The following is a 20,634-nucleotide window of genomic DNA, read 5'->3' on the forward strand; positions in this document are numbered from 1 at the left end:
TTTATCCATCACTATAAATTTTGCGGGCGCCGCAGCGCAAGAAAAAAGAAAGGATGTCCAATCGAAAAACACTAAAATAAGTTTCATTACGGGCAAAAAAATCATCAGGCACAATTCTGGTTTCAATCAGGATAACGAAAGCTTTCAAAAAGACTTTATTACCCGTTCTATTGTAAAAGTATCTCCCAGTGTTTTTGTACTCATTACTTTTTTGCTGTTTCTTTTTTTCAAGAACAAAACCATCAATACAAAAGTTATAATCAAAACATTAAAGTATCATTATTGGTGTTTGTTTAAGATGCTGTATCCAAAACATTTTTTTTGGTAAATAATTTCATTTTAACCACTTCAATGTGGGTTTTCCGATAAAATACCAGGTATTAAATTTTACCTGGGCATAAATTATTTAAAAATCATTACCCTTATATAAATGCATTTACCTGATTTAATAGCCGATTTAGGATTAATTCTTGCTGCTGCAGGAATAACTACACTCATATTTAAGAAAATTAAACAGCCTTTGGTTTTGGGCTATATATTGGCTGGCCTGTTGGTTGGCTCACATTTAGATTTTTTTCCATCTGTTACCGATACCAAGAGTATAAATATCTGGGGCGAAATTGGCGTAATTTTCCTTTTATTTAGCCTGGGTTTAGAATTCAGTTTCAAAAAACTGGTCAAAGTTGGAGGTTCGGCTTCTATCACTGCAATTGTAAAGGTCTTATTTATCATTCTAGCAGGTTACCTTGTTGGTAAAGGCATGGGCTGGAAAGATATGGACAGCCTGTTTTTAGGCGGTATCCTGTCTATTTCTTCAACCATGATTACCATTAAAGCCTTTGAAGAATTAGGGTTAAAACATAAAAAGTTTGCCGGGTTGGTTTTCGGTGTCTTAATTGTAGAAGACCTGGTTGCCATCTTGTTATTGGTATTATTCTCTACCCTGGCGGTAAGCCAGCAATCGGCAGGGACAGAAATGCTCTATTCTATATTAAAACTAGCTTTCTTCCTGGTACTTTGGTTTTTAGGCGGAATATTCCTGGTGCCTTCATTTCTTAAAGCAACCAAAAAGCTAATGAACGATGAAACCATGTTAGTAGTATCTTTAGCATTATGTTTGGTGATGGTATTACTGGCGGATAAGGTTGGTTTCTCCCCTGCCCTGGGTGCGTTTATTATGGGTTCAATTTTAGCAGAAACTACACAGGCAGAAAGAATAGAACATTTAACCAAATCGGTAAAGGATTTGTTCGCTGCTGTATTTTTTGTTTCTGTAGGGATGCTGATTGATCCTTCTATGCTGGTTAAATATGCTGTTCCCATTTTAGTAGCTACCGTGGTTATTATCTTCGGAAAAATCATCTTTACCATTTTAGGTGCATTATTGTCCGGTCAGCCTTTAAAAACTTCGGTGCAATCGGGTATGAGTTTGGCACAGATCGGTGAGTTTTCGTTCATCATTGCATCATTGGGTTTAACGCTAAAGGTGACCAGTGATTTTCTATATCCCATTGCTGTAGCTGCCGCAGCCATAACAACTTTTACCACACCTTACCTGATTAAACTTTCTGAACCATTTTACGAGTTTTTAAAACGCGTTTTACCTAAAAAGTGGCTGGATGGAATCGAACGATACAGTTCGAGCACCGAAGGGATTACAACGTTAAGCGATTGGCGAATTTTATTGCGTTCGTACATATTTAATACCATTATCCATTCGGTAATCATCATTGCCATTATCTTTTTGGCTTATCGGTACATTCAACCGTTTATCGCGAGCAATATTGCCAATAGTTTAACTTCCATTATCATCAGTGTAGTGGTATCTTTTATATTAATGTCGCCATTTTTATGGGCATTATCTATCCGGAGAATACAACGCACCGCCTACTCGCACCTTTGGCTGAATAAAAAGTATACCCGTGGTCCACTGATTGCAATCGAATTTTTCAGGATTGCACTGGGGATTTTCTTTGTTGGTTTTTTGATGTACGAGTTTTTCGATACCTGGGTGGCAGCGGTAATTGCACTTGTATTGATTATCCTCGGAATGATCATCTTTTCAAGAAAACTTCAATCATTTTATGATAAACTTGAAAGGCGTTTCATGCTGAACTTAAATGCCCGGGAGAACCAGAAACCCGATATCTTACCCTGGGATACCCATTTAACAGAACTTACCGTTTCGCCAGAATCGGAAGTGGTTGGAAAAACGCTCAGCGAGTTAATGATCAGGGAAAAATATGGGGTAAATATTGCGCTGATAGAACGGGGAAGAAATAATATCCCAACACCAGGAAGAGATGAACGGCTGTATCCAAACGATAAATTGTTATTAATTGGTGCCGATGATCAATTGGCAGCAGTTAAAACCCTTTTAGAAGTAGACGCTCCGGAGATAACCGAAGAAAGCAACTTCCCGAATAAAGAGATGACCTTGCAAAAAGTAGTTGTTCATGCCGAATCACCCGTGTATGGATTAAGCATTAGAAATGCCGGTATCAGGGAGAAAGCTCAGGCTTTGATTGTAGGTATAGAGCGTGGTGCCGATCGGATATTGAATCCTTCATCAGATTTTGTATTCGATAACGGCGATGTAATTTGGATAGTGGGAAACAATAAGAAGATTAAAGAGGTTATATAGATCAGTCCGGACTCATTAGTCAGAAGTGTCGGGAGTCTATTGACTAAAGCCTTTTGACTAAGGACTAAAAGGTATATCTTCGTACAGAACCGAACCTATGAAAGTCGATAGAGAAAAGAGTGAATTTCTGGATGATATGATTGAGCAATGGCAAAGTGATGGCTTAATTACCGAAGAAACCGGCGAAAAGCTCCGTAAAAGTTATGAAGCCAAAAATTTCGACTGGTTACGCCTGGCTCAATATGCTTTTTGGGTAGCCTTGGCTTGTGGTTTTATTGCACTCGGCTCCTTATTGATCGATAATTCGATATTAAACTACCTTAAAAGGGTTTATAACACCCCAAATATTGTAATAGCTATTGTTTCGGGTGGTTTGGCTGCCTGGCTTTATATCCTGGGTTTCAGGCGTAAAAAGAAACTGCCACATCTCAAATTCAGCAACGAAGCCATTGTTTTCTCGGCCATTTTGCTTACTGCAAATGCAATTGCCTATTTTGGTAAGGTACTGGACAACGGCTCTGGCAATTTTTCTATCCTCATCCTGATTTCGGTTTTTATTTATGGCACACTTGGTTATCTGTTCAACTCCAGGCTGATCTGGATTTTTGCCTTAATCTCACTGGGTGCCTGGTTTGGAACCGAAACCGGTTACCTTAGTCGCTGGAATTATTACTTTCTCGGAATGAATTACCCTCTTCGCTTTGTGATTTTTGGAGCAGTTTTAACTGCTGCATCTTTCATGATGAAAGCCGTTCCCAAAACCCAACATTTTTTTCAGGTAACCTACATCTCCGGGATGGTGTATCTGTTTGTATCGTTATGGGCACTATCTGTATTTGGAAACTTTGCCAGTCTCGATGAATGGTACAAAGTAAGACAATTGAGTTTATTTTACTGGGCATTAATTTCTGCAGCCATTTGTGTAGCCAGTACGCTGTTCGGTTTAAAATACCGCGATGATATTGCCCGCGAATTTGGTATTACCTTTTTGTTTATCAACCTCTATACCCGCTACTTTGAGTACTTTTGGGATAGCTGGCACAAAGCCCTGTTTTTTTCTGTGCTGGCTGCCTCTTTCTGGCTTATTGGGCGAAAAGCAGAAAAGATATGGAATGTTGAGTTTTTGAAGTAAGGAAGATTATTAAAGTATACATTTAGATAGCATTTTTTAAAAATGGAATTAAAGAACCAAAATCTTTTTAATAGAGTTATCGAATTGTTAGTTCAGGCCCGACAAAAGGTATCCCAGACGATTAATAATACAATGGCGATAACTTATTTTGAAATTGGCAGAATGATCGTTGAAGAAGAACAACAAGGAAAAGAAAAAGCTGAGTACGGTAAACAAATTTTGAATGAACTCTCAGAAAAACTAGTTGTAGAATTTGGCAAGGGCTTCTCCGAAACAAATTTAAAACAAATGAGGTCATTTTACCTCACATATTCAATTCGTCAGACAGTGTCTGACGAATTCGCAAAAGACTATACAGTGCCTGTCCAATTCAAGCTCACCTGGTCGCACTATCTCAAATTGATGAGGATACCAGATTTAAATGAACGTAATTTCTACGAAATAGAAGCCATCAAAAATAATTGGAGTCTGCGAGAACTACAGCGTCAATTCGATTCAGCATTATATACCCGTTTAGTATTAAGTAAAAACAAGGAAGAGGTAATATCTCTTGGGCAAAAGGGACAGATTATTGAAAAAAATAAAGACCTAATAAAAGATCCTTATGTATTGGAGTTTTTAGGCTTGCCTCAAAAAAGTTTTTATTCAGAAAGTGATTTAGAGCAAAAGCTAATAGATAAACTTGAGCATTTCTTGTTAGAATTAGGGAATGGGTTTACCTTTGTGGCCCGCCAAAAAAGAATAACTTTTGAAGAAAAGCATTTCAAGGTAGACTTAGTTTTCTACAATCGCATTTTAAAATGCTTCGTACTTATTGATTTGAAAATTGGAGAACTAAAACATCAGGATATTGGCCAAATGCAGATGTATGTAAACTATTTTGATAGAGAAGTAAAACTTGAAGATGAAAACAAAACCATCGGTATCATCCTTTGCCAAGATAAAAGTGAATCGCTGGTAAGATATACGCTTCCAGAAAATAACGACCAAATTTTCGCGAGTAAATATCTAACTGTTTTACCTAGCGAAAAGGATTTCATTAAAATTATTGAGAATTAATTCAAATGAAAATATACCAGCAAGCATTAACCCTTAGGGAAAGAAGAAGGGGTTTCCATATCATTACTGATGAGATTGAAGATGCCTTACCTCAGCTTGATGAGATTAATATCGGCATCTGCCAGGTTTTTATCCAGCACACTTCTGCCTCGCTTACCATTAACGAAAATGCTGATCCTACCGTTAGAATGGACTTTGAAATGTTTTTTAATAAAACCGTTAAAGAAAATGATCCGGATTACGAACACGATTATGAAGGATCAGATGATATGCCCGCACATTTAAAATCGGCAATTTTAGGGAGTTCGGTTACTATTCCGGTCAGGAATGGCCGATTGGCTCTTGGTACCTGGCAAGGAATTTACCTTTGTGAGCACCGCAACCGTGGCGGACAAAGAAGATTAATCATTACTGCCTGGGGCGAGTAATTTATGACTTTTTTGCCTCTTCTTTAATTTCAGGGTGATTGTCCTGTATAGATTTACCTTCTGTTTCTACTTCAATTTCTTTAGTGGTAACCGCATAATGTGAAGGGTAAATCTCTGAGCCAAAAGCAACCGCATAAGCCTTGGTAAATTCGGCCCCAAAATATAAAATGATTGAAGAATAATAAGTCCAGAGGAGCACCACCACGAGTGATCCGGCGGCACCGTAAGTACCACCAACATTGCTTTGCCCGATATAAACCGAAATGGCAAATTTACCAATCATAAAGAGCAATGCCGTTACAATTGCACCGGCAATAACATCGCGCCACTTTATAATTGCATCTGGCAATACCTTAAATATTACCCCAAATATTAAGGAGATAACAGCAAGGGTAACCACTTGGTTAATAATGTAAAATACAATTACGGAGACCTCTGCAAACCTGGCTTGTAAACGACTGCTAAAAGCGTCCAACACCGAAGTTATGGCAAGTGAAACCAACAATACAAAGCCTAAACTGATGATCACAGAGAATGACAGAAACCTGTTCTGTAATAGCTTTACCCAGCCTCTTTTGGGTTTTGGTTTTAAACCCCAGATCATATTAATAGAATCCTGAATATCTCCAAAAACAGTAGTAGCCCCCAGCAATAGGGTGAATATGCCGATAATTAAGGCAATAGTGCTTTTTCCGTCTAAATAAGCATTTTTAATCAGCTGTTGTAAAGAAGTTGCAGATTCCTTTCCTAAAAAGCCTTCTAATTGTGCGTAAACCTGGCCTTCAGCAATTTCCCGGCCTAAAAATATACCGCATAAAGAAATAATTACGACCAATAGAGGAGCCATAGAAAAAACGGTATAGTAAGCTAATGAGCCACTTAACTTGGTTACCTTATGATCGGTAAATCCTGTAAACGAAGCTTTTAAAACAGTCCAGATTCCTTTTAAAGTAATTTTATTCTTTGCCATAATAACGGTTAGGATGAGATTCTTTAAATTAAACCCTGATTTTTTTGAATAGTTTTTTATCCACCTGCAAAGCCATAAAAAAAGCCCCGATATTCGGAGCTTTTATCATTCAGACCGTGTCTGTAAGGTCGTTATTTTGCTTTAATCCAAAGTACAAGATCGTTCACTAAAACATCAGATACGCTTGCTGCTGCCTGGTATTGGGCCATGGTCCCTTTTCCGCTTTGCGGACTTAACAAATGATTTAAATCCGGGTAAAATTTAAGGGTTACATTTTTCTTCTTCCCCAAAGCCTCATTCCATAAATCGAAATCTGTTTTACTTACCTGAAAATCATTTCCACCCTGTAAAACATATATACGCGGTTTCGACAGGCTTTTTGCTGTTACAACCTGGTTATAACTGTTTAAATCTGCCCAGTATTTTGCCGGCAATCCTAAAATAATAGAATCAGGTTTTATAGTGGTTCCTAATTGGGAAATCCTGCTTTTATCAATTTCTATCATAGCGTCGGCCAATTGTTTTTTAAAGGCAGCAGTAGTATCGTTGGCCTGATCGAACATGTATTGATTCTGATCAACAATTACATCCGTTAACTTTCTGGCAGGTGCAGCGGCTAAAATAATTCCAGCCAAATCAGGCGAAAGTGTTGCCATTTTAGGGGCTAACATTCCGCCAAGGCTATGTCCAAATACAAAAATGTTTTTCGGATCAGCGCCTACAGCTGTTTTGGCGATAGCAATAGCGGCACCTGCATCATCCAAAACTTCTTCTTTTACTGTATAAGGGCTCACAAATTCATTCGGATAAATAAGCGTTCTTTTAACGTAGCGAACAGAACCAATCCCTTTAGAAGCAAGTCCACCAGCTAAATCTTTAAACGGCTTATTGGCCCCCACTGTTTCATCCATATCTGCAGGACCAGAACCATGCACAAAAACAACCATCGGAAAATTTTTAACATTTTTTGGTGTGGTAATAATGGCTGCTACCTGTTTACCTGCAGGACCGATATATACCGATTTTTCTACATACAAAGCTGTATCAACATAAGCCGGCTTTAAATAGGTGGTTACTTTTTTAGAGGGTGCAAGGAAAATCCCTACAATTTTTTGCATTTTATTAAAGCCTACTATAAAATTCTGATCTCCGTTGGCAAATTTACCCTCAACAGTTACAGCAAAAAATTCGCCCTGGGCCTTACTTTGAATGGCATCAAAAGATTCAGCCTTGCCGTATTTGGCACCGATATCGATCCAAAGTTTCTTTAAATTTTCTTCTGTTAATTTGGTTTTTAGCGTATCGTCAAAAAAAGCATGTGCATTGGTGAACTTCTCTTCCTGTAATAGCTTAAAAAAATCGTTTGCGCTATTAAACAGCTGGATAACATTTTGAGAAAATGCTGAAGTTGTAAATAGTAAAGCAATTATGAATAAAAGGCTCTTTTTCATTCGTATAATATTGTTTTTAGGGGTGATTAAATGATTATGATTCCTGAAACCATGATCGTTTAATTGTAATTTGTCTGGTTGTTTACAATACCCAAAGTTAACAATATTTGCTTCTCAAAAGCCCACAATTAAACTAATTATTTAGTTTTAACTATTTTTAACATTTTCCTGAAGTTTTTTCCATAAAATGTAAGGAATAAACATAATAACCAATGCTACAAGTGGCGGAATCAGAAGGGATACACCATCGCCAACAAATGCCCTTGAAACAAAGGCACCAATAAAATTGATGGCAAAACCTGCGTATGCCCATTCTTTTACGACCGCATATTTATTCTGTAAAATGGATACTGCCCCAAGCAATTTGGCAACACCTACAATGATGAGCATATACATGGGATAACCAAGGTGTTTAAACACTTCTTTACCTGCCTCCTGTTGTGTTATCCCACCAAAACCATCCATAATCATCATTAAAGCAAAAATAATTGTTATAATCCAATACCAGGTTGTTAACTTTTTCATGTTTATCTGTTTTTGTCGTAATTAATTAGCCAGTTATTCCCAAAACGATCTGTTAAATCGCCAAAAAGCACCCCGCCAAAATTTTCCTGTAAGGGATGCGAGGCTCTGCCACCCTTTGAAAGTTTATGGTAAAAAACCTTTGCCTCTTCTTCAGAATTACAATTGATCATCATAGAAACAGAGTTTCCTTTTACTAGTCCTCTTTCTTCAACCATATCAGTACCCATAATTACCATTTCATCTTTAGCTAAAACGGCATGCATAATGCTTCTGCGTATGATATTTGGTATTTTTTCGGCACGAGCTGATTCCCCAATGGTTTCGAGCGTTAATTCTCCACCGAGGCATTCCTGGTAAAAAGTCATTGCTTCCCTACAATTCCCGTTAAAAGTGAGGTATGAATTTATGCTAGCCATTTTATTGCTATTTTTTGATGCCATACAGCAATCGGTTTCTACATTATACTTTTTGGCATCAAGCCCTTAACACTACAAACATACAGCGAGATTACAGCAAGTAGAACACGTAGACACGACAATTGCGGGGGTTGTTTACGACAAAGAGCCTTGCTATATTTGAGATATGAAACATGTATCTATCTTAATCCCAGAGACTGCCGTGATCGAGGCCATTGCAGATCCACGTTATTTATTTACCGCTGTTAACGAATTTTTGCAGGCATCTGGTAAATTGCCGCTTTTTAAAGTGGAGCTTGTAGCCATGACTAGAGAGGTAAAGCTCAACAACAATCTTTTCTCGGTACATGCCGATAAATTATTGCATGAAGTGGAACGTACCGATCTCATCTTTGTTCCGGCAATAAGTGGTAATGTTGGTTATGCCATGGAGGCAAACCAGGAGCTGATACCATGGATGGTAAAACAGCATGCAAAAGGTGCCGAAGTAGCTTCACTTTGTTTAGGTGCATTTTTATTGGCTTCTACAGGTTTATTAAACGGCCGCAAATGCTCTACACACTGGTTATTTGCCAATCAGTTCAGGGAAATGTTTCCTGATGTGGAATTGGTTGATGGCAGCATTATTACCGATGCACAGGGATTATATTCGAGCGGTGGTGCAAATTCATACTGGAACCTGCTTTTATACCTGGTTGAAAAATATACGGATCGCGATACCGCAATTTTAGCAGCAAAATATTTCGCTATTGATATTGATCGCGAAAGTCAGCTGGCTTTCATGATGTTTCAGGGCCAGAAAGGCCATGAGGATGCAAAAATTAAAAAGGCTCAGGAATTTATTGATGGAAATTACCAGGAACGAATTACGGTAGATCAGCTGGCTGATATGTTGGCCCTGGGCCGGAGGAGTTTTGAGCGGAGATTTAAAAGTGCTACTAAAAATACGGTAATTGAGTATATACAAAGGGTTAAAATTGAAGCGGCAAAACGGAGTTTCGAATCGAGCAGAAAAAACATTACCGAAGTGATGTTCGATGTGGGGTATACCGATACCAAATCATTCAGGGATGTTTTTAAAAAAATTACCGGTTTAACGCCAATTGAATACCGCAACAAATACCATAAAGCGGTACCTGTTTTACAGGTTTAGCAAAAAAAAATTAAACGCAACACAATATATTCCAATTACAGCGTTTATGTATGTGAGAGCGTTAATTTAGATGACGGGGATACTGCCTAAGGGTGGAATCCCCGTTTCTTTTTTGTCTTTGTCAACCTGAGCGTTGTCGAAGCATTTCTTCAACAGATTTCTCCCTCCAGCTTCACTTCAGTAGAAATGATTAACTCAACACAATATATTCCAATTACAGCGTTTATGTATATGAGAGCGTTAATTTAGATGACGGGGATACTGCCTAAGGGTTGGAATCCCCGTTTCTTTTTTAGCAGAGGGCAAGATGGTGCATAGAGCGGAGCCTATGGCGATCAAATCTCTCCGCTCAGCTACTAAGCATAAAAAAGGGACACCTGTTCAAAAATGTCCCTTTTCAAAATATATGATAGAGTTATAATTTTTTATTCTGCTTTATTGCTAAAGTCAATTGGTTTCTTTTCGAAATATTGGTCAAAGTTTTGAACTTTTTTTGGTTTCATGATCATATATAAACCCAATCCGATTAACACCAAAGGAACACTGATCCCCGATAGATTGAAATCAAAAATGCTGATTGATCTAAAGGTGAACAAGCCACCTATAATGGTTAATGCCAGCCAGCCGTTTCCCTGGAAATTTTTGCGGTAACCCATCCACAAACCTGCACCGAACATAATGGTATGCCATCTCAATATCCAATGAGGAACGTCGACCCCAGTATTTCTAAGTAAGTATACAGACCCGATTACTAAGACTAAAATGCCTAAACCTAATTGCTTATCAGCGTGATTTTTTTTGATGAAAGTTTCCATGACTGTTTGTTTTTATGATTCAAATGTAGCACGGAAATGAAGGCTAGGGAATGGTTTTTCCTCCAGTTATGATATTTTATCGGTGAGTGAAATAAAACCGTCGGTAAAAATTTTCGGAAAATTCAAGAAAAGATGATTTTATCGGTGAATGGAGTGTAAGCGACTCAAATTGGCAATAATCAATTTTCAATAGATCAATAACGAATGAAAATGGGGTAAGATAGCTCTACGCCTACACCCGCCCTGCCCTTCAATGCGCAATGACGGATTTCTTATGAATCAATGACTATTGAACTATTTTTAGATTAGGCTGTGGACTATTGCCAATAAACCAATGAACTATTGAACCATTGCCAACTATTCAAATACAATGATTTCCGTCCCCTCGCTCATCACTACTTTTGAGGTGATATTGATAAACAAACCATGGGCAAGCACACCATTAATCTGGTTGAGATCGGAAGACAGTTTCGCAGGGTTATCAATCAGGCCAAAATCAGCATCGATAATTACATTTCCGTTATCGGTAATAAAGGTCTTATTTTCTTTTATCCTGAGTTTGCCTTGCCCACCTAATAAGTTAATCTGATCGAAAACATATTGGTAAGCCAATGGGATAACCTCAACAGGTACAGTAAAGGCACCCAGCTTTTTTACCTTTTTCGAGGCATCAGTAATTACGATGGCATTTTTACTCAGCGAAGCAATAATTTTCTCTCTGAAAAGTGCACCACCCCCACCTTTAATCAAGTCGAGCGATTCGGTAAATTCGTCGGCACCGTCTATACTGATGTCGATTTTGCTTAAAGTGCCCAGATCAAGGATTTCGATGCCTAATGATTTAGCCAGTTTTTCAGTAGCAACAGAACTGGCAGCAGCAGTAATATTTAAACCTTCCTGCACCCGCTTCCCCAACGCTTTAATGGCAAAAGCGGTAGTAGATCCTGTGCCTAAGCCCACTACATCGCCCTCTTTAACGTATTTTACAGCCGCCAGTGCCGCAGCCTGTTTTTCGGCATCCTGCTGGTTTTGATTGGTCTTTTCCATACAGTAAAAATAGGAGTTAAATGTTACACATGATGAAAACATTTATTTTGTTTCGTTCGGATACATACCAATGCGAAAAATGAAAAAAATTTAAAGCTGACACAATAAATCGTTTTTACAGCGTTAATGTATATGAGAGCGTTAATTTAGATGATGGGGATTCTGCAATTGTGGAATCCTCATTTCTTTTTTAAAGAGATTCTATTATCATACTTATCTAAATAACCTCCTTTTTATGTAGCAGACCCTGAAATAAATTCAGGGTGACGTACAAATTCCATAAAAAACGGCTGATGTTTCCATCAACCGCCTTTTTACTAATCTAAGCTATTTTTATTTTAAAGAATTGATCCAGCTGGCAATTTTATATGCTTCGGCTTTGGTTACCTGAGGCATTGGAGGCATTTCAGTTGAGTAACCTGGCCAGTTTTGTGGCTGAGGGTTGTGGATCAACTGAAATATTTTCTCAGGTGAATATTTACGTTTTGCAATTTCTGCAAATGGAGGACCAATTTGTCTTTTGGTCTGATTGTGGCAGGCCAGGCAAGTATTTTTAGTTAATAAACCTTCAACTTCTTTAAATGTTGGTGCTTTGGTTGTTGCAGTGGCAGCAGCAGTTGCAGGTGCTTTGGTTTCAGCTGTTTTTGCAGCGGTTGTTTTAGGCACTGTTGTTTTTTTAGCTGGTGCAGATGTGGCCGGTTTGGCTTCTGAGTTTTTAGTACTCACTTCGCTCATGCTAAGCTTGGTTCCATCAGGAATCTGATTTAAGGTATAATAAGCTACCGGATGAATCAGCGAATAGAAACCATCCTGCGAACGGATACCATCTAACGTTAAAGTATGGATGTAATATTGACGCAGGTTTTGAACAATAATTCTTGCTTTCAATCCATCAGCAGAAACTTTAACCCCAGAAATTTTTAATTTCTCGGTATTTACCGGTGGCGAACCATAAACCGGGTGGTATTTATAAATAAAACTCTCTGCGTTGTAAGAAGCTAAATCTTCTGCCGATTTACGATCTACCGGCATGGTAAATTCAACTTCGAAACCATCAGGCATTGCCCTGACCGCTTTCATCTCAAAAGGGGTTTTATTGTTGTAAACCAATCTTTCTAAGCCTTCATTGGCATCACCTGCTGATCCCCAGCCACGATTGGTTTCTCCAACAAATAAGGAACCATCGGTACCCCACTCTAATCTTAACACACCTGAACGGAAACCTTTACGGAACAAGAAGGCAGCACCTTGCTCTTCACCTTTTACGGTTTCCATAAAAATCCTCGAAATGATACTCATACCCTGGTCGCCAACTAAAATCTGGCCGGCAAATGGTCCGAATTTATTTTCAGGAATTTTAACTGGCTCAGCAGAAGAAATACCTAAAATACCGTAAGGTAACCAGACTGATGGTAAACGTAATTCAGGGAATACTTTCTTCATATCGAACAAGGTTTTAAAGGTTTCATTAACCCTGTTTTCAGGTTTAATGTATCTTCCCTGCTCGTTTTTAGTTCTGCGTTCGTCTATTTGCGAATAAAAGAAATCAGACTGTAATTTAACTGGAGAGTTTGGCAGGCTGGTCCACCTTAAACTTGCAGGGTGCCCCATAAAATCGCCTTTGTTAACTTTCCATAAACCACCAGATCCTACCCAGTCGCCCTGATTTTCGGTGTAATAAAACTTGCCGTCGATTTCGCCAATACCAGCAGGCGAACGGAAACCAGCGGCATAAGGACTCATTTTACCATCTTCGGTAATGTTCATCGCCCAACCCCGCATCGGTACGCGGCTTTCTGCACGCCACCACTCCTCATCGCCAAAGGCTACGTTTGCAGTAACCATAAAAGTACCATCAGGCATTAATTTAGGCCCGAAGCTATACTCGTGGTAGTGACCACTTAAAGGCCATGCATATACGGTTTCGTACACATCGGCCTTACCATCCTGGTCTTTATCAACCAGTTTGGTTAACTCGCCACGTTGTGCCACATAAATAGCCCCATTTTTATAGGCGATACCTAAAATCTCGTGCAAGCCATAAGCAAATCTGCGCCAGTAAGGTTTGGTTGTGGTTGGGTTTTCTACGATAAACACTTCTCCCCTACGGGTAGAAAGGGCTAAATCGCCATTTGGTAAGGTAATTAACCCGCCAACCTCTAAAATAGGTCCTTCGGGTACGCGTACTTTATTTATTTTGAAAAAATCTTCTTCTTTCGGTGTTTCCTGCGCAAAAACTGTGGTAAAGCTAAAACTTAATGCCAGTATTGCTAATTTCTTAAATGTATTTCTCATTACTATCTCAATTAAAACAAAATGGTATAATTCAACTTACTTCCAATGGCTACCACCATTTCTTTCTTGCCATTTACATCCCTGATTACCGGTTTGGCAGCGCCATCAGCCAGCTGGATATAATAAGATTTATCATCAACCAGGTATAATCCTTTCGATACTTCTTCGATATTTGAAGCAGTAGCTAAAAGGAAATACAAATCTTTTGAAGCGTTGTCGATAGTAATTTCTCTGGTTAAACCCTGCCCGTTTTCCATCACTTTTACCGCATCGGTAACCGTGGTACCATAAATATGGTATTTAAATGTTGGCCTTTCCTGTTTATCAAGTACATATCCTTTGGTACGGAAACCTGTACCGGCCGTGTCAGCTACCCAATTATCCTGTGCATTTGCCAGTTTAGAAATGGCTAAAACAGGTTTTTGGGTAAAACGGGTTACACTACCCAATGCGCGCGAGGTACCATTACCACGGCCGTCCCACATAGGTGTTGCATCAACAAAATCTCCGTGCCAGCCTTGTAATAAGGTTCCATTATCCAAATCATAGCTATAAGCTGTTTTTTCTGGTCCGCCTACTGAAATGGCATGTACTGAACGTACTCCAGGCAATACATCAACAAAACTTCTGATCATGTTGTTGCTGGCAGCTTCGATATAAATTGGATCCGGACCTCCTCTTTGATCCGACTTCGGAATATCGGGTAGTGCGGTAATTACGATGTTTCTAAAAGCAACGCTACCATGGTCGCCCTGTAAACGCAATGGTCCGGTAGCTTTTTCGGCACCAGCAGCGCCACGGGTTGCACCAAACAATTCTACATTCTCATGGATGGTTACACCATTAAGCACCACGCTGATTACTTTAGCATTTTGGGTTTTCTTTCCTGAAGCATCAAATTTAGGCGCCTGGAAAACAATTTTAATGTGCTGCCATAAACCAGGCGCTTTACTTGCATTCTGGCGCGGGGCTACACCACCAAAACCTTTTTCGGCTTCTGGTTTGCTGTCATCCCAGCGTTGGTAAATGCCTCCATTATTGGATGAGGTTGCATTTCTTAATCCCCAGGCATCATCAATCTGGATTTCGTAATTACCCTGCAGGTAAATACCAGAGTTTGCACCTTTAGAAGTTAAATAATCAAGTTCTACTGCTACGTTACCATATTCGTTTAGGGTGAACAAATCGGATCCGGCTTTCTTAGCCGAAGACTGGTTAACCAGAATCCCTTCGCCTTTGGTTGCTTTTAAAACATTTTCACCGTTTAAATCGGCTACGACATTTCCGGCCAGTGACCAGGAATTTCCAGGATTCCGGAAAGCAGATAGGTCTTTTAATTCAATGCGCTGACTGTAGGCCAGCATGGTTCCACAGAGCCAGAGCATGGCTGTAAAACCCGTCTTTGAGACGTTTCTTATCATATTTGGTTTCATGTTGTGCCCGCCCTTGTAGGCAAGCTGTGTTTTAAAATTTCCATTGAGCAGGTTTTTGCTACTCAATGGAAAGATAAAATTAATTACTTTTCTGTTGATAATGAATATGGGAAATCGGCTGGATTTGAACCCCTTGTTTTATTTGGCGTTGCCGACATATTAAAGTTTAACACGGCACCTTTTTGCATACCACTATGGCTGATCCAGTTTTTAGAATATGGCTTACCATTAATCTGCAACGACTGTACATAACGGTTGTTATCGCTGTTTGCAGGTGCATTGATGACTAACTGCTTGCCATTTTCTAAAGTAACGGTTACTTTTTTAAACAAAGGCGCACCTAACACATACTGATCTGTAGCAGGGGTTACCGGATAAAAGCCCATTGCCGAAAACACATACCAGGCAGAAGTTTGTCCGTTATCTTCATCACCGCAATAACCGTCAGGCGTTGCTTTGTACATCCTGTTCATGGTTTCGCGTACCCAATACTGGGTTTTGTAAGGCGCACCACCGTAGTTGTACAGGTAAATCATATGCTGGATCGGCTGGTTTCCATGTGCATACTGTCCCATGTTGGCAATTTGCATTTCACGGATTTCATGAATCACACCTCCATAAGCACTTTCATCAAATACTGGGGGCATAGAGAAAACCGAATCCAGTTTGGTTACAAATTTTTGGTGACCGCCCATTAGTTTAGCTAAGCCATCAATATCCTGGAAAACCGACCAGGTATAGTGCCAGCTGTTACCTTCGGTAAATGCACCACCCCATTTAAACGGACTGAACGGGCTTTGGAAAGTTCCATCCTGGTTTTTACCACGCATTAAGCCCGAAGCCGGATCGAAAAGGTTTTTATAGTTCATTGCCCTTTTCTTGTAAATATCAATTTCAGATGCAGGTTTACCCAATGCTCTTCCTAACTGATAAATGGTAAAATCATCGTAAGCATATTCTAAGGTTTTAGCTGCGTTTTCGCTCTTTTTAACATCGAAAGGTACATAACCCAATTCGTTGTAATATTTAACGCCATCGCGGCCAACGGCTTCCATAGGGCCTTCGTTGTTGGCACCATGTTTTACTGCCTGCCATAGGGTTTCGATATCATAACCGCGCATACCTTTAATGTAAGCATCAGAAACTACCGAAGCAGAGTTGTTCCCTACCATAATATTGGCATAACCCGGACTGCTCCACTCAGGCAACCAACCACCTTCTTTGTAGTCGTTAATTAAGCCTTGCTGCATTTCTTTATTGATTGAAGGATAAACCAGGTTTAAGAAAGGGTATAAAGCCCTGAAGGTATCCCAGAAACCTGTTCCGGCAAACATATACCCAGGTAATACCTGACCATTATACGGGCTCCAGTGTACAATCTGGTTCTGTGCATCAATTTCGTACAATTTGTTCGGGAAGAACAAGGTACGGTACATTGCTGAGTAAAATGTACGGGTTTGATCGATGGTACCACCCTCAACAGCAATTTTGCTTAAGGTTTTGTTCCAGATAGCCCGGCCTTTCGCTTTTGTAGCCTCGAAAGCATCATTAGCCAGCTCTCTTTTTAAGTTTAAATCGGCTTGCTCGAAACTGATAAATGAAGAAGCTACTTTGGCAATTACCTGCTCACCTTTTTGGGTAGCAAAGCCGATAACGGCACCAGCGTGGTCAACCGTAAGCTCTAAATCTTTATCTTTTAGTTTTTTATCATCCCAGGTTTTGGCCAGTTTGAAATCTTTGTTAAAATAAATTACAAAGTAGTTTTTGAAATTTTTAGGTAGCGGCCCACGGGCATACTTGGAAGTATAACCAATAATTTTTCTTTCGGCCGGAATAATTTTAATGTAAGAACCACGGTTCTGTGCATCAATTACCACAAAAGAACTATCGGTTTTAGGAAAAGTGAACCTGAACTGTGCCGCTCTTTCGGTTGGCGTAATTTCGGTAGTTACATCGGCATCGGCCAAATAAACACTATAATAGTAAGGTTTAGAAACCTCTGCCTTATGGCTAAACCAGCTTGCGCGGTCGTCATCTGTAAATTTTAATTTACCGGTGCCTGGCATTAAAGAGAAAGCACCATAATCGTTCATCCATGGCGACGGCTGGTGCGTTTGTTTGAAGCCCCGGATTTTATCGGCATCGTAAGTGTATGCCCATCCGTCGCCGTTTTTACCTGTTTGCGGGGTCCACATGTTCATTCCCCATGGCAAACCAATGGCCGGGTAGGTATTTCCATTTGATAATGCCGGTTTGGATGCGGTTCCCATCAGGGGATTTATCCAGTCAACCGGATCGGTTACCTTACCAATGGTTTGTGCGAAACCGGTTGTTGCCGCAAGACCCAATAAGGCAATAAATAGTCGTTTCATTTGTTTTGGTTGTGTTTTAAAATGGGTGTAATATTATTTAAACTTGCGAATTTTTAACATAATCTGCCCAAAGTGCATCTAAATCTTTACCAGTGAGTTTAGTCCAGATTTCTTTGGTATAGGTATGGTCTCTTAAAGAAGCGTCAACAGCTTTAATGGTGCCGGGTTTTACACTTTTCTCCATCCAGGCAAAAAATGCCGCCGTAATGCGGTAGCTGTTCTTATAGCTATGCTCAGGTTTTAAAGCAGGCAGCGACCATTTTGCACCGGCATTATCAACACCAAATTTATAGCGGGCATAATCGGCTATCCCTTCGGTTAACCAACCCGGCCCAACGCTACGACCATAATCCTGTACGATGTGCATTACCTCGTGGGTGACCACATCAATATCTTCAGGGTGTTTTACCATCCAAAGCGAGCTGAACGTCACTTTACCGTTGGCTGTTGCTGCAACACCTTTGTAAGCCGTATCAACAAAAAATTTTACTTCTTTTATGGTAGCCGGATTGTACTCTTTCGCCAGTTTGGGATAAACTTCGAAAAATGTTTTAACTAAACGCTTTTTCAGTTGTGGGTCCAGTTCGGCAAAATTGCTTTCGAACGATAAGGTGTAACCACCTTTTTTGGTGATTTCCTGTGCTTTTAGCTGTGTAGAAAAAGCCGAAATCAGCATTGCACAAATCGAAATGTTAAATATTTTTTTCATTTATCTGAGATTTTATCGCTTTGGTTAGCACGTTTGATTCTGCAAAGTAAATATAATATGTAAAACGTTTTACTAAACGATCAAAAATTTTACTTATGTGATTATATTTTTTACAAATTCCTCTCCCGGTTACCTGTTATTAAATTTTATTTACTGCTATAAGTAAGCGTTACTTTATCTGCGGCTTTGCCATAATCTTCCCAAAGTTGGTCGACCGTTTTACCGGTTAAAGCCGACCACGATTGCTCGGTATATTGATGCGCCCTTAATTGCTGATCTAGTACGGCAATTAAACCTGGTTTTACATTTTGTTCTAACCAGGCGAAAAAACGTGCAGTAATGCGGTAGCTGTTCTTATAACTCTGCTTTTCGGTATAGGCAGGCAGGCTCCATTTAGAACCTACATTATCTACCCCGTATTTATAGCGCACATAATCTGCAATGCCTTCGGTTAACCAAACCGGACCGGCACTGTAGCCGTAACCTTGTACAATGTGCATGGTTTCGTGCGTTACTACATCAATATCGGTAGGATGTGCTTTCATATACCCGGCGCTGAAAAGAATCCGGTTTCCACTGGCTTCGGCAACCGCCTTATATGCCGTGTCGACTACAAAAAGTACATCATGGGTAGATTTGGTGTTAAAGGTTTTAACCAAAGTAGGATAAATTTCGAAATAGGTTTTAATCAGGTTTTTTCTAACCACAGGATCTAAATTCGGGTCTTTGCTGATGAAGGTTAAAGTATAGCCCTTGTGTTTTTCTTTGCTGTAAGAAACCCAGTTTTGAGCAAGTGCGGAAAACAATTCTTTTTCTATTTTCTTTTGCGATTTATTTTTTACCCATTCGCTGTTTACTTTGATTTCTCCGGCTTTAGCCTTAATGGTTGATGTTTCGTTAGTTACAAAATCAAGCACCACATTTCTTTTGGTACGGTAACCATCTGCCTGTGCAAAACCTGGATAAACGTTAAAAAAAGCGGCTTTCAATTTGGCATCTACAATGGCATTTGCAGCACTGTCGGGATCATTATTGGTTATCTTATACCCTCTTTCCCTATTTTGTGCAGCAGCAGAAAATACCGAGCAGGATACCAATGCGAAGATTAAAAATTTCTTGACCATTTGTTTTATTTGTGTGTTGATGATAAAAAAGGAAAGATTCAGAATAATAAGCCTGAATCTTTCCTGATAATTTAAAATTTAGTAGTTAATGTTGGGAAAATCGGTTTTAGCTTTTGCAAGCATTGGTGCCCAATCAGCTCCTTTTTCATCTTTAGGTCCGAAAGCAGTTAATGCCAGAGGTGCCAGATCTGTTTTAGCTGCACCACTCCAAAAGTGGATAAACTCACCAAAATTCATTTTCCTTGTATATTGCTGATAATTCTTTCCCTGCACTGTAATGGCCTGTTTAGGAAAATGTAGCGACAATAAAGTAAAAAACCCGTTTAACACTTTGGTTTTTCCATAGTTTTCATAAATGGGTAAAAACCAGTTTTTAAACCATTGCGTACTCGCCCTTGGGTAATTATCGGTGGTTGTCATCATTTTGTTCAACCAACGTTGCGCATCGGCAGGCCTGTTTAAGCCAAGATACACATCGTATTGATAAATTTCCATCCATTTACTATCATGCCAGATATCGAAAGCAGGAGATTCTTTTACTCCCTTTGATGCTCCCTCTACAATGTGACCAATCTCATGGGTCGACAAATCAATATCATTATCCACACCCGTTACCCAGGCATTAAAATCGTTAGCGCCACAATCGGTTACGTTCCGGTAATCATGACCGGCATCGAGGTAAGTACCTGGATGCCCGCCTCCATATTTACCGGCATGATATATTACAAACAAACGGCTGTCATCACCAAATTTTCCATAAGCCTTTTTAGTATAGTTCCAGGCCTCAGCCATGTAAGTTTTGGGCCATGTAACAGTAGGTTTAACATCGCCATCATAGTAAACCACTACGCTGGTATCATAGTATATCCGGTTTAGTAACTGAACATGTTCAAACCAATGTTCTTTCCAGGTTTTAGGTGGTGCATCTGCAGGGTCTACCGTTTCTATAAGAGGTGGGGCCGGGCTTACCGTTTCAACAGGTGCCTTTTTAGTATTGCATGCCAAAACAGCAAAAACAATAATGGCAAATAGTAAAAAAATGTTTTTCATAGCCTAAAATT

General features: G+C 39.5%; 17 protein-coding genes. 5 read left to right on the top strand and 12 right to left on the bottom strand.

The window, feature by feature from the left end; all coding sequences use genetic code 11:
• Positions 1–430 precede the first annotated feature (430 nt).
• The 4 genes from ACFSR6_RS13735 (at position 431) to ACFSR6_RS13750 (ending at position 5,263) form a co-directional block, all read left to right on the top strand.
• A complete protein-coding gene (locus ACFSR6_RS13735; RefSeq protein WP_379079842.1) occupies positions 431–2,644 on the top strand; it encodes a cation:proton antiporter domain-containing protein in 2,214 nt (737 codons plus the stop codon).
• A 97-nt stretch (positions 2,645–2,741) separates the two neighbouring features.
• A complete protein-coding gene (locus ACFSR6_RS13740; protein ID WP_379079844.1) occupies positions 2,742–3,776 on the top strand; it encodes a DUF2157 domain-containing protein in 1,035 nt (344 codons plus the stop codon).
• Positions 3,777–3,818: 42 nt separating this feature from the next.
• Positions 3,819–4,835 (top strand): PDDEXK nuclease domain-containing protein, encoded by a 1,017-nt coding sequence (locus tag ACFSR6_RS13745; protein ID WP_379079846.1) that lies wholly within the window; start codon positions 3,819–3,821, stop codon positions 4,833–4,835.
• A 5-nt stretch (positions 4,836–4,840) separates the two neighbouring features.
• On the top strand, positions 4,841–5,263 hold the full coding sequence (locus ACFSR6_RS13750) for a secondary thiamine-phosphate synthase enzyme YjbQ (RefSeq protein WP_379079848.1): 423 nt from the start codon (positions 4,841–4,843) through the stop codon (positions 5,261–5,263).
• Position 5,264: 1 nt separating this feature from the next.
• Here ACFSR6_RS13750 and ACFSR6_RS13755 read toward each other — a convergent pair whose 3' ends face one another.
• The 4 genes from ACFSR6_RS13755 to ACFSR6_RS13770 form a co-directional block, all read right to left on the bottom strand.
• Complete coding sequence (locus ACFSR6_RS13755) at positions 5,265–6,233, bottom strand: YihY/virulence factor BrkB family protein (RefSeq protein WP_379079850.1); 969 nt, start codon at positions 6,231–6,233, stop codon at positions 5,265–5,267.
• A gap of 131 nt (positions 6,234–6,364) precedes the next feature.
• The gene (locus ACFSR6_RS13760) at positions 6,365–7,684 is read right to left on the bottom strand and encodes an alpha/beta hydrolase (protein WP_379079852.1); all 1,320 of its coding nucleotides are present in this window, start codon (positions 7,682–7,684) and stop codon (positions 6,365–6,367) included.
• Between the two features lie 147 nt (positions 7,685–7,831).
• Positions 7,832–8,209, bottom strand: coding sequence for a DoxX family protein (locus ACFSR6_RS13765; protein ID WP_379079854.1), 378 nt, complete (start codon positions 8,207–8,209; stop codon positions 7,832–7,834).
• A 2-nt stretch (positions 8,210–8,211) separates the two neighbouring features.
• Positions 8,212–8,625, bottom strand: coding sequence for a VOC family protein (locus ACFSR6_RS13770; RefSeq protein ID WP_379079856.1), 414 nt, complete (start codon positions 8,623–8,625; stop codon positions 8,212–8,214).
• A gap of 166 nt (positions 8,626–8,791) precedes the next feature.
• Between ACFSR6_RS13770 and ACFSR6_RS13775 the strand changes: the two genes are divergently transcribed.
• Complete coding sequence (locus ACFSR6_RS13775; protein ID WP_379079858.1) at positions 8,792–9,778, top strand: GlxA family transcriptional regulator; 987 nt, start codon at positions 8,792–8,794, stop codon at positions 9,776–9,778.
• A gap of 425 nt (positions 9,779–10,203) precedes the next feature.
• On the opposite strand, the gene ACFSR6_RS13780 is transcribed toward ACFSR6_RS13775, so the two are convergent.
• The 8 genes from ACFSR6_RS13780 to ACFSR6_RS13815 all read right to left on the bottom strand — a co-directional run bounded on the left by ACFSR6_RS13780 (position 10,204) and on the right by ACFSR6_RS13815 (position 20,623).
• Complete coding sequence (locus ACFSR6_RS13780) at positions 10,204–10,593, bottom strand: LiaF transmembrane domain-containing protein (RefSeq protein WP_379079860.1); 390 nt, start codon at positions 10,591–10,593, stop codon at positions 10,204–10,206.
• A gap of 357 nt (positions 10,594–10,950) precedes the next feature.
• Positions 10,951–11,640, bottom strand: coding sequence for a ribose-5-phosphate isomerase RpiA (gene rpiA / locus ACFSR6_RS13785; protein ID WP_379079862.1), 690 nt, complete (start codon positions 11,638–11,640; stop codon positions 10,951–10,953).
• A 333-nt stretch (positions 11,641–11,973) separates the two neighbouring features.
• Positions 11,974–13,935, bottom strand: a complete 1,962-nt coding sequence (locus ACFSR6_RS13790) for a c-type cytochrome (RefSeq protein WP_379079864.1) — start codon at positions 13,933–13,935, stop codon at positions 11,974–11,976.
• An 11-nt stretch (positions 13,936–13,946) separates the two neighbouring features.
• A complete protein-coding gene (locus ACFSR6_RS13795) occupies positions 13,947–15,356 on the bottom strand; it encodes a 3-keto-disaccharide hydrolase (RefSeq protein WP_379079866.1) in 1,410 nt (469 codons plus the stop codon).
• A gap of 95 nt (positions 15,357–15,451) precedes the next feature.
• Positions 15,452–17,740 (bottom strand): GH92 family glycosyl hydrolase, encoded by a 2,289-nt coding sequence (locus tag ACFSR6_RS13800; RefSeq protein WP_379079867.1) that lies wholly within the window; start codon positions 17,738–17,740, stop codon positions 15,452–15,454.
• A gap of 37 nt (positions 17,741–17,777) precedes the next feature.
• Entirely contained in the window at positions 17,778–18,449 is a 672-nt protein-coding gene (locus tag ACFSR6_RS13805) for a basic secretory protein-like protein (protein WP_379079869.1), read from the bottom strand.
• A gap of 146 nt (positions 18,450–18,595) precedes the next feature.
• The gene (locus ACFSR6_RS13810) at positions 18,596–19,573 is read right to left on the bottom strand and encodes a basic secretory protein-like protein (protein WP_379079871.1); all 978 of its coding nucleotides are present in this window, start codon (positions 19,571–19,573) and stop codon (positions 18,596–18,598) included.
• A gap of 78 nt (positions 19,574–19,651) precedes the next feature.
• Entirely contained in the window at positions 19,652–20,623 is a 972-nt protein-coding gene (locus ACFSR6_RS13815; RefSeq protein ID WP_379079873.1) for a hypothetical protein, read from the bottom strand.
• Positions 20,624–20,634: the final 11 nt, after the last annotated feature.

This window comes from Pedobacter vanadiisoli (assembly GCF_042684385.1).
GTDB classification, from domain to species: Bacteria; Bacteroidota; Bacteroidia; order Sphingobacteriales; family Sphingobacteriaceae; genus Pedobacter; species Pedobacter vanadiisoli.

Excerpts from the sequence above, each read along its gene's own strand:
- ACFSR6_RS13735 (WP_379079842.1), top strand. The coding sequence starts at position 431 with ATGCATTTACCTGATTTAATAGCCGATTTAGGATTAATTCTTGCTGCT.
- ACFSR6_RS13740 (WP_379079844.1), top strand. The coding sequence starts at position 2,742 with ATGAAAGTCGATAGAGAAAAGAGTGAATTTCTGGATGATATGATTGAG.
- ACFSR6_RS13745 (WP_379079846.1), top strand. The coding sequence starts at position 3,819 with ATGGAATTAAAGAACCAAAATCTTTTTAATAGAGTTATCGAATTGTTA.
- ACFSR6_RS13750 (WP_379079848.1), top strand. The coding sequence starts at position 4,841 with ATGAAAATATACCAGCAAGCATTAACCCTTAGGGAAAGAAGAAGGGGT.
- ACFSR6_RS13755 (WP_379079850.1), bottom strand. The coding sequence starts at position 6,233 with ATGGCAAAGAATAAAATTACTTTAAAAGGAATCTGGACTGTTTTAAAA.
- ACFSR6_RS13760 (WP_379079852.1), bottom strand. The coding sequence starts at position 7,684 with ATGAAAAAGAGCCTTTTATTCATAATTGCTTTACTATTTACAACTTCA.
- ACFSR6_RS13765 (WP_379079854.1), bottom strand. The coding sequence starts at position 8,209 with ATGAAAAAGTTAACAACCTGGTATTGGATTATAACAATTATTTTTGCT.
- ACFSR6_RS13770 (WP_379079856.1), bottom strand. The coding sequence starts at position 8,625 with ATGGCTAGCATAAATTCATACCTCACTTTTAACGGGAATTGTAGGGAA.
- ACFSR6_RS13775 (WP_379079858.1), top strand. The coding sequence starts at position 8,792 with ATGAAACATGTATCTATCTTAATCCCAGAGACTGCCGTGATCGAGGCC.
- ACFSR6_RS13780 (WP_379079860.1), bottom strand. The coding sequence starts at position 10,593 with ATGGAAACTTTCATCAAAAAAAATCACGCTGATAAGCAATTAGGTTTA.
- rpiA (WP_379079862.1), bottom strand. The coding sequence starts at position 11,640 with ATGGAAAAGACCAATCAAAACCAGCAGGATGCCGAAAAACAGGCTGCG.
- ACFSR6_RS13790 (WP_379079864.1), bottom strand. The coding sequence starts at position 13,935 with ATGAGAAATACATTTAAGAAATTAGCAATACTGGCATTAAGTTTTAGC.
- ACFSR6_RS13795 (WP_379079866.1), bottom strand. The coding sequence starts at position 15,356 with ATGATAAGAAACGTCTCAAAGACGGGTTTTACAGCCATGCTCTGGCTC.
- ACFSR6_RS13800 (WP_379079867.1), bottom strand. The coding sequence starts at position 17,740 with ATGAAACGACTATTTATTGCCTTATTGGGTCTTGCGGCAACAACCGGT.
- ACFSR6_RS13805 (WP_379079869.1), bottom strand. The coding sequence starts at position 18,449 with ATGAAAAAAATATTTAACATTTCGATTTGTGCAATGCTGATTTCGGCT.
- ACFSR6_RS13810 (WP_379079871.1), bottom strand. The coding sequence starts at position 19,573 with ATGGTCAAGAAATTTTTAATCTTCGCATTGGTATCCTGCTCGGTATTT.
- ACFSR6_RS13815 (WP_379079873.1), bottom strand. The coding sequence starts at position 20,623 with ATGAAAAACATTTTTTTACTATTTGCCATTATTGTTTTTGCTGTTTTG.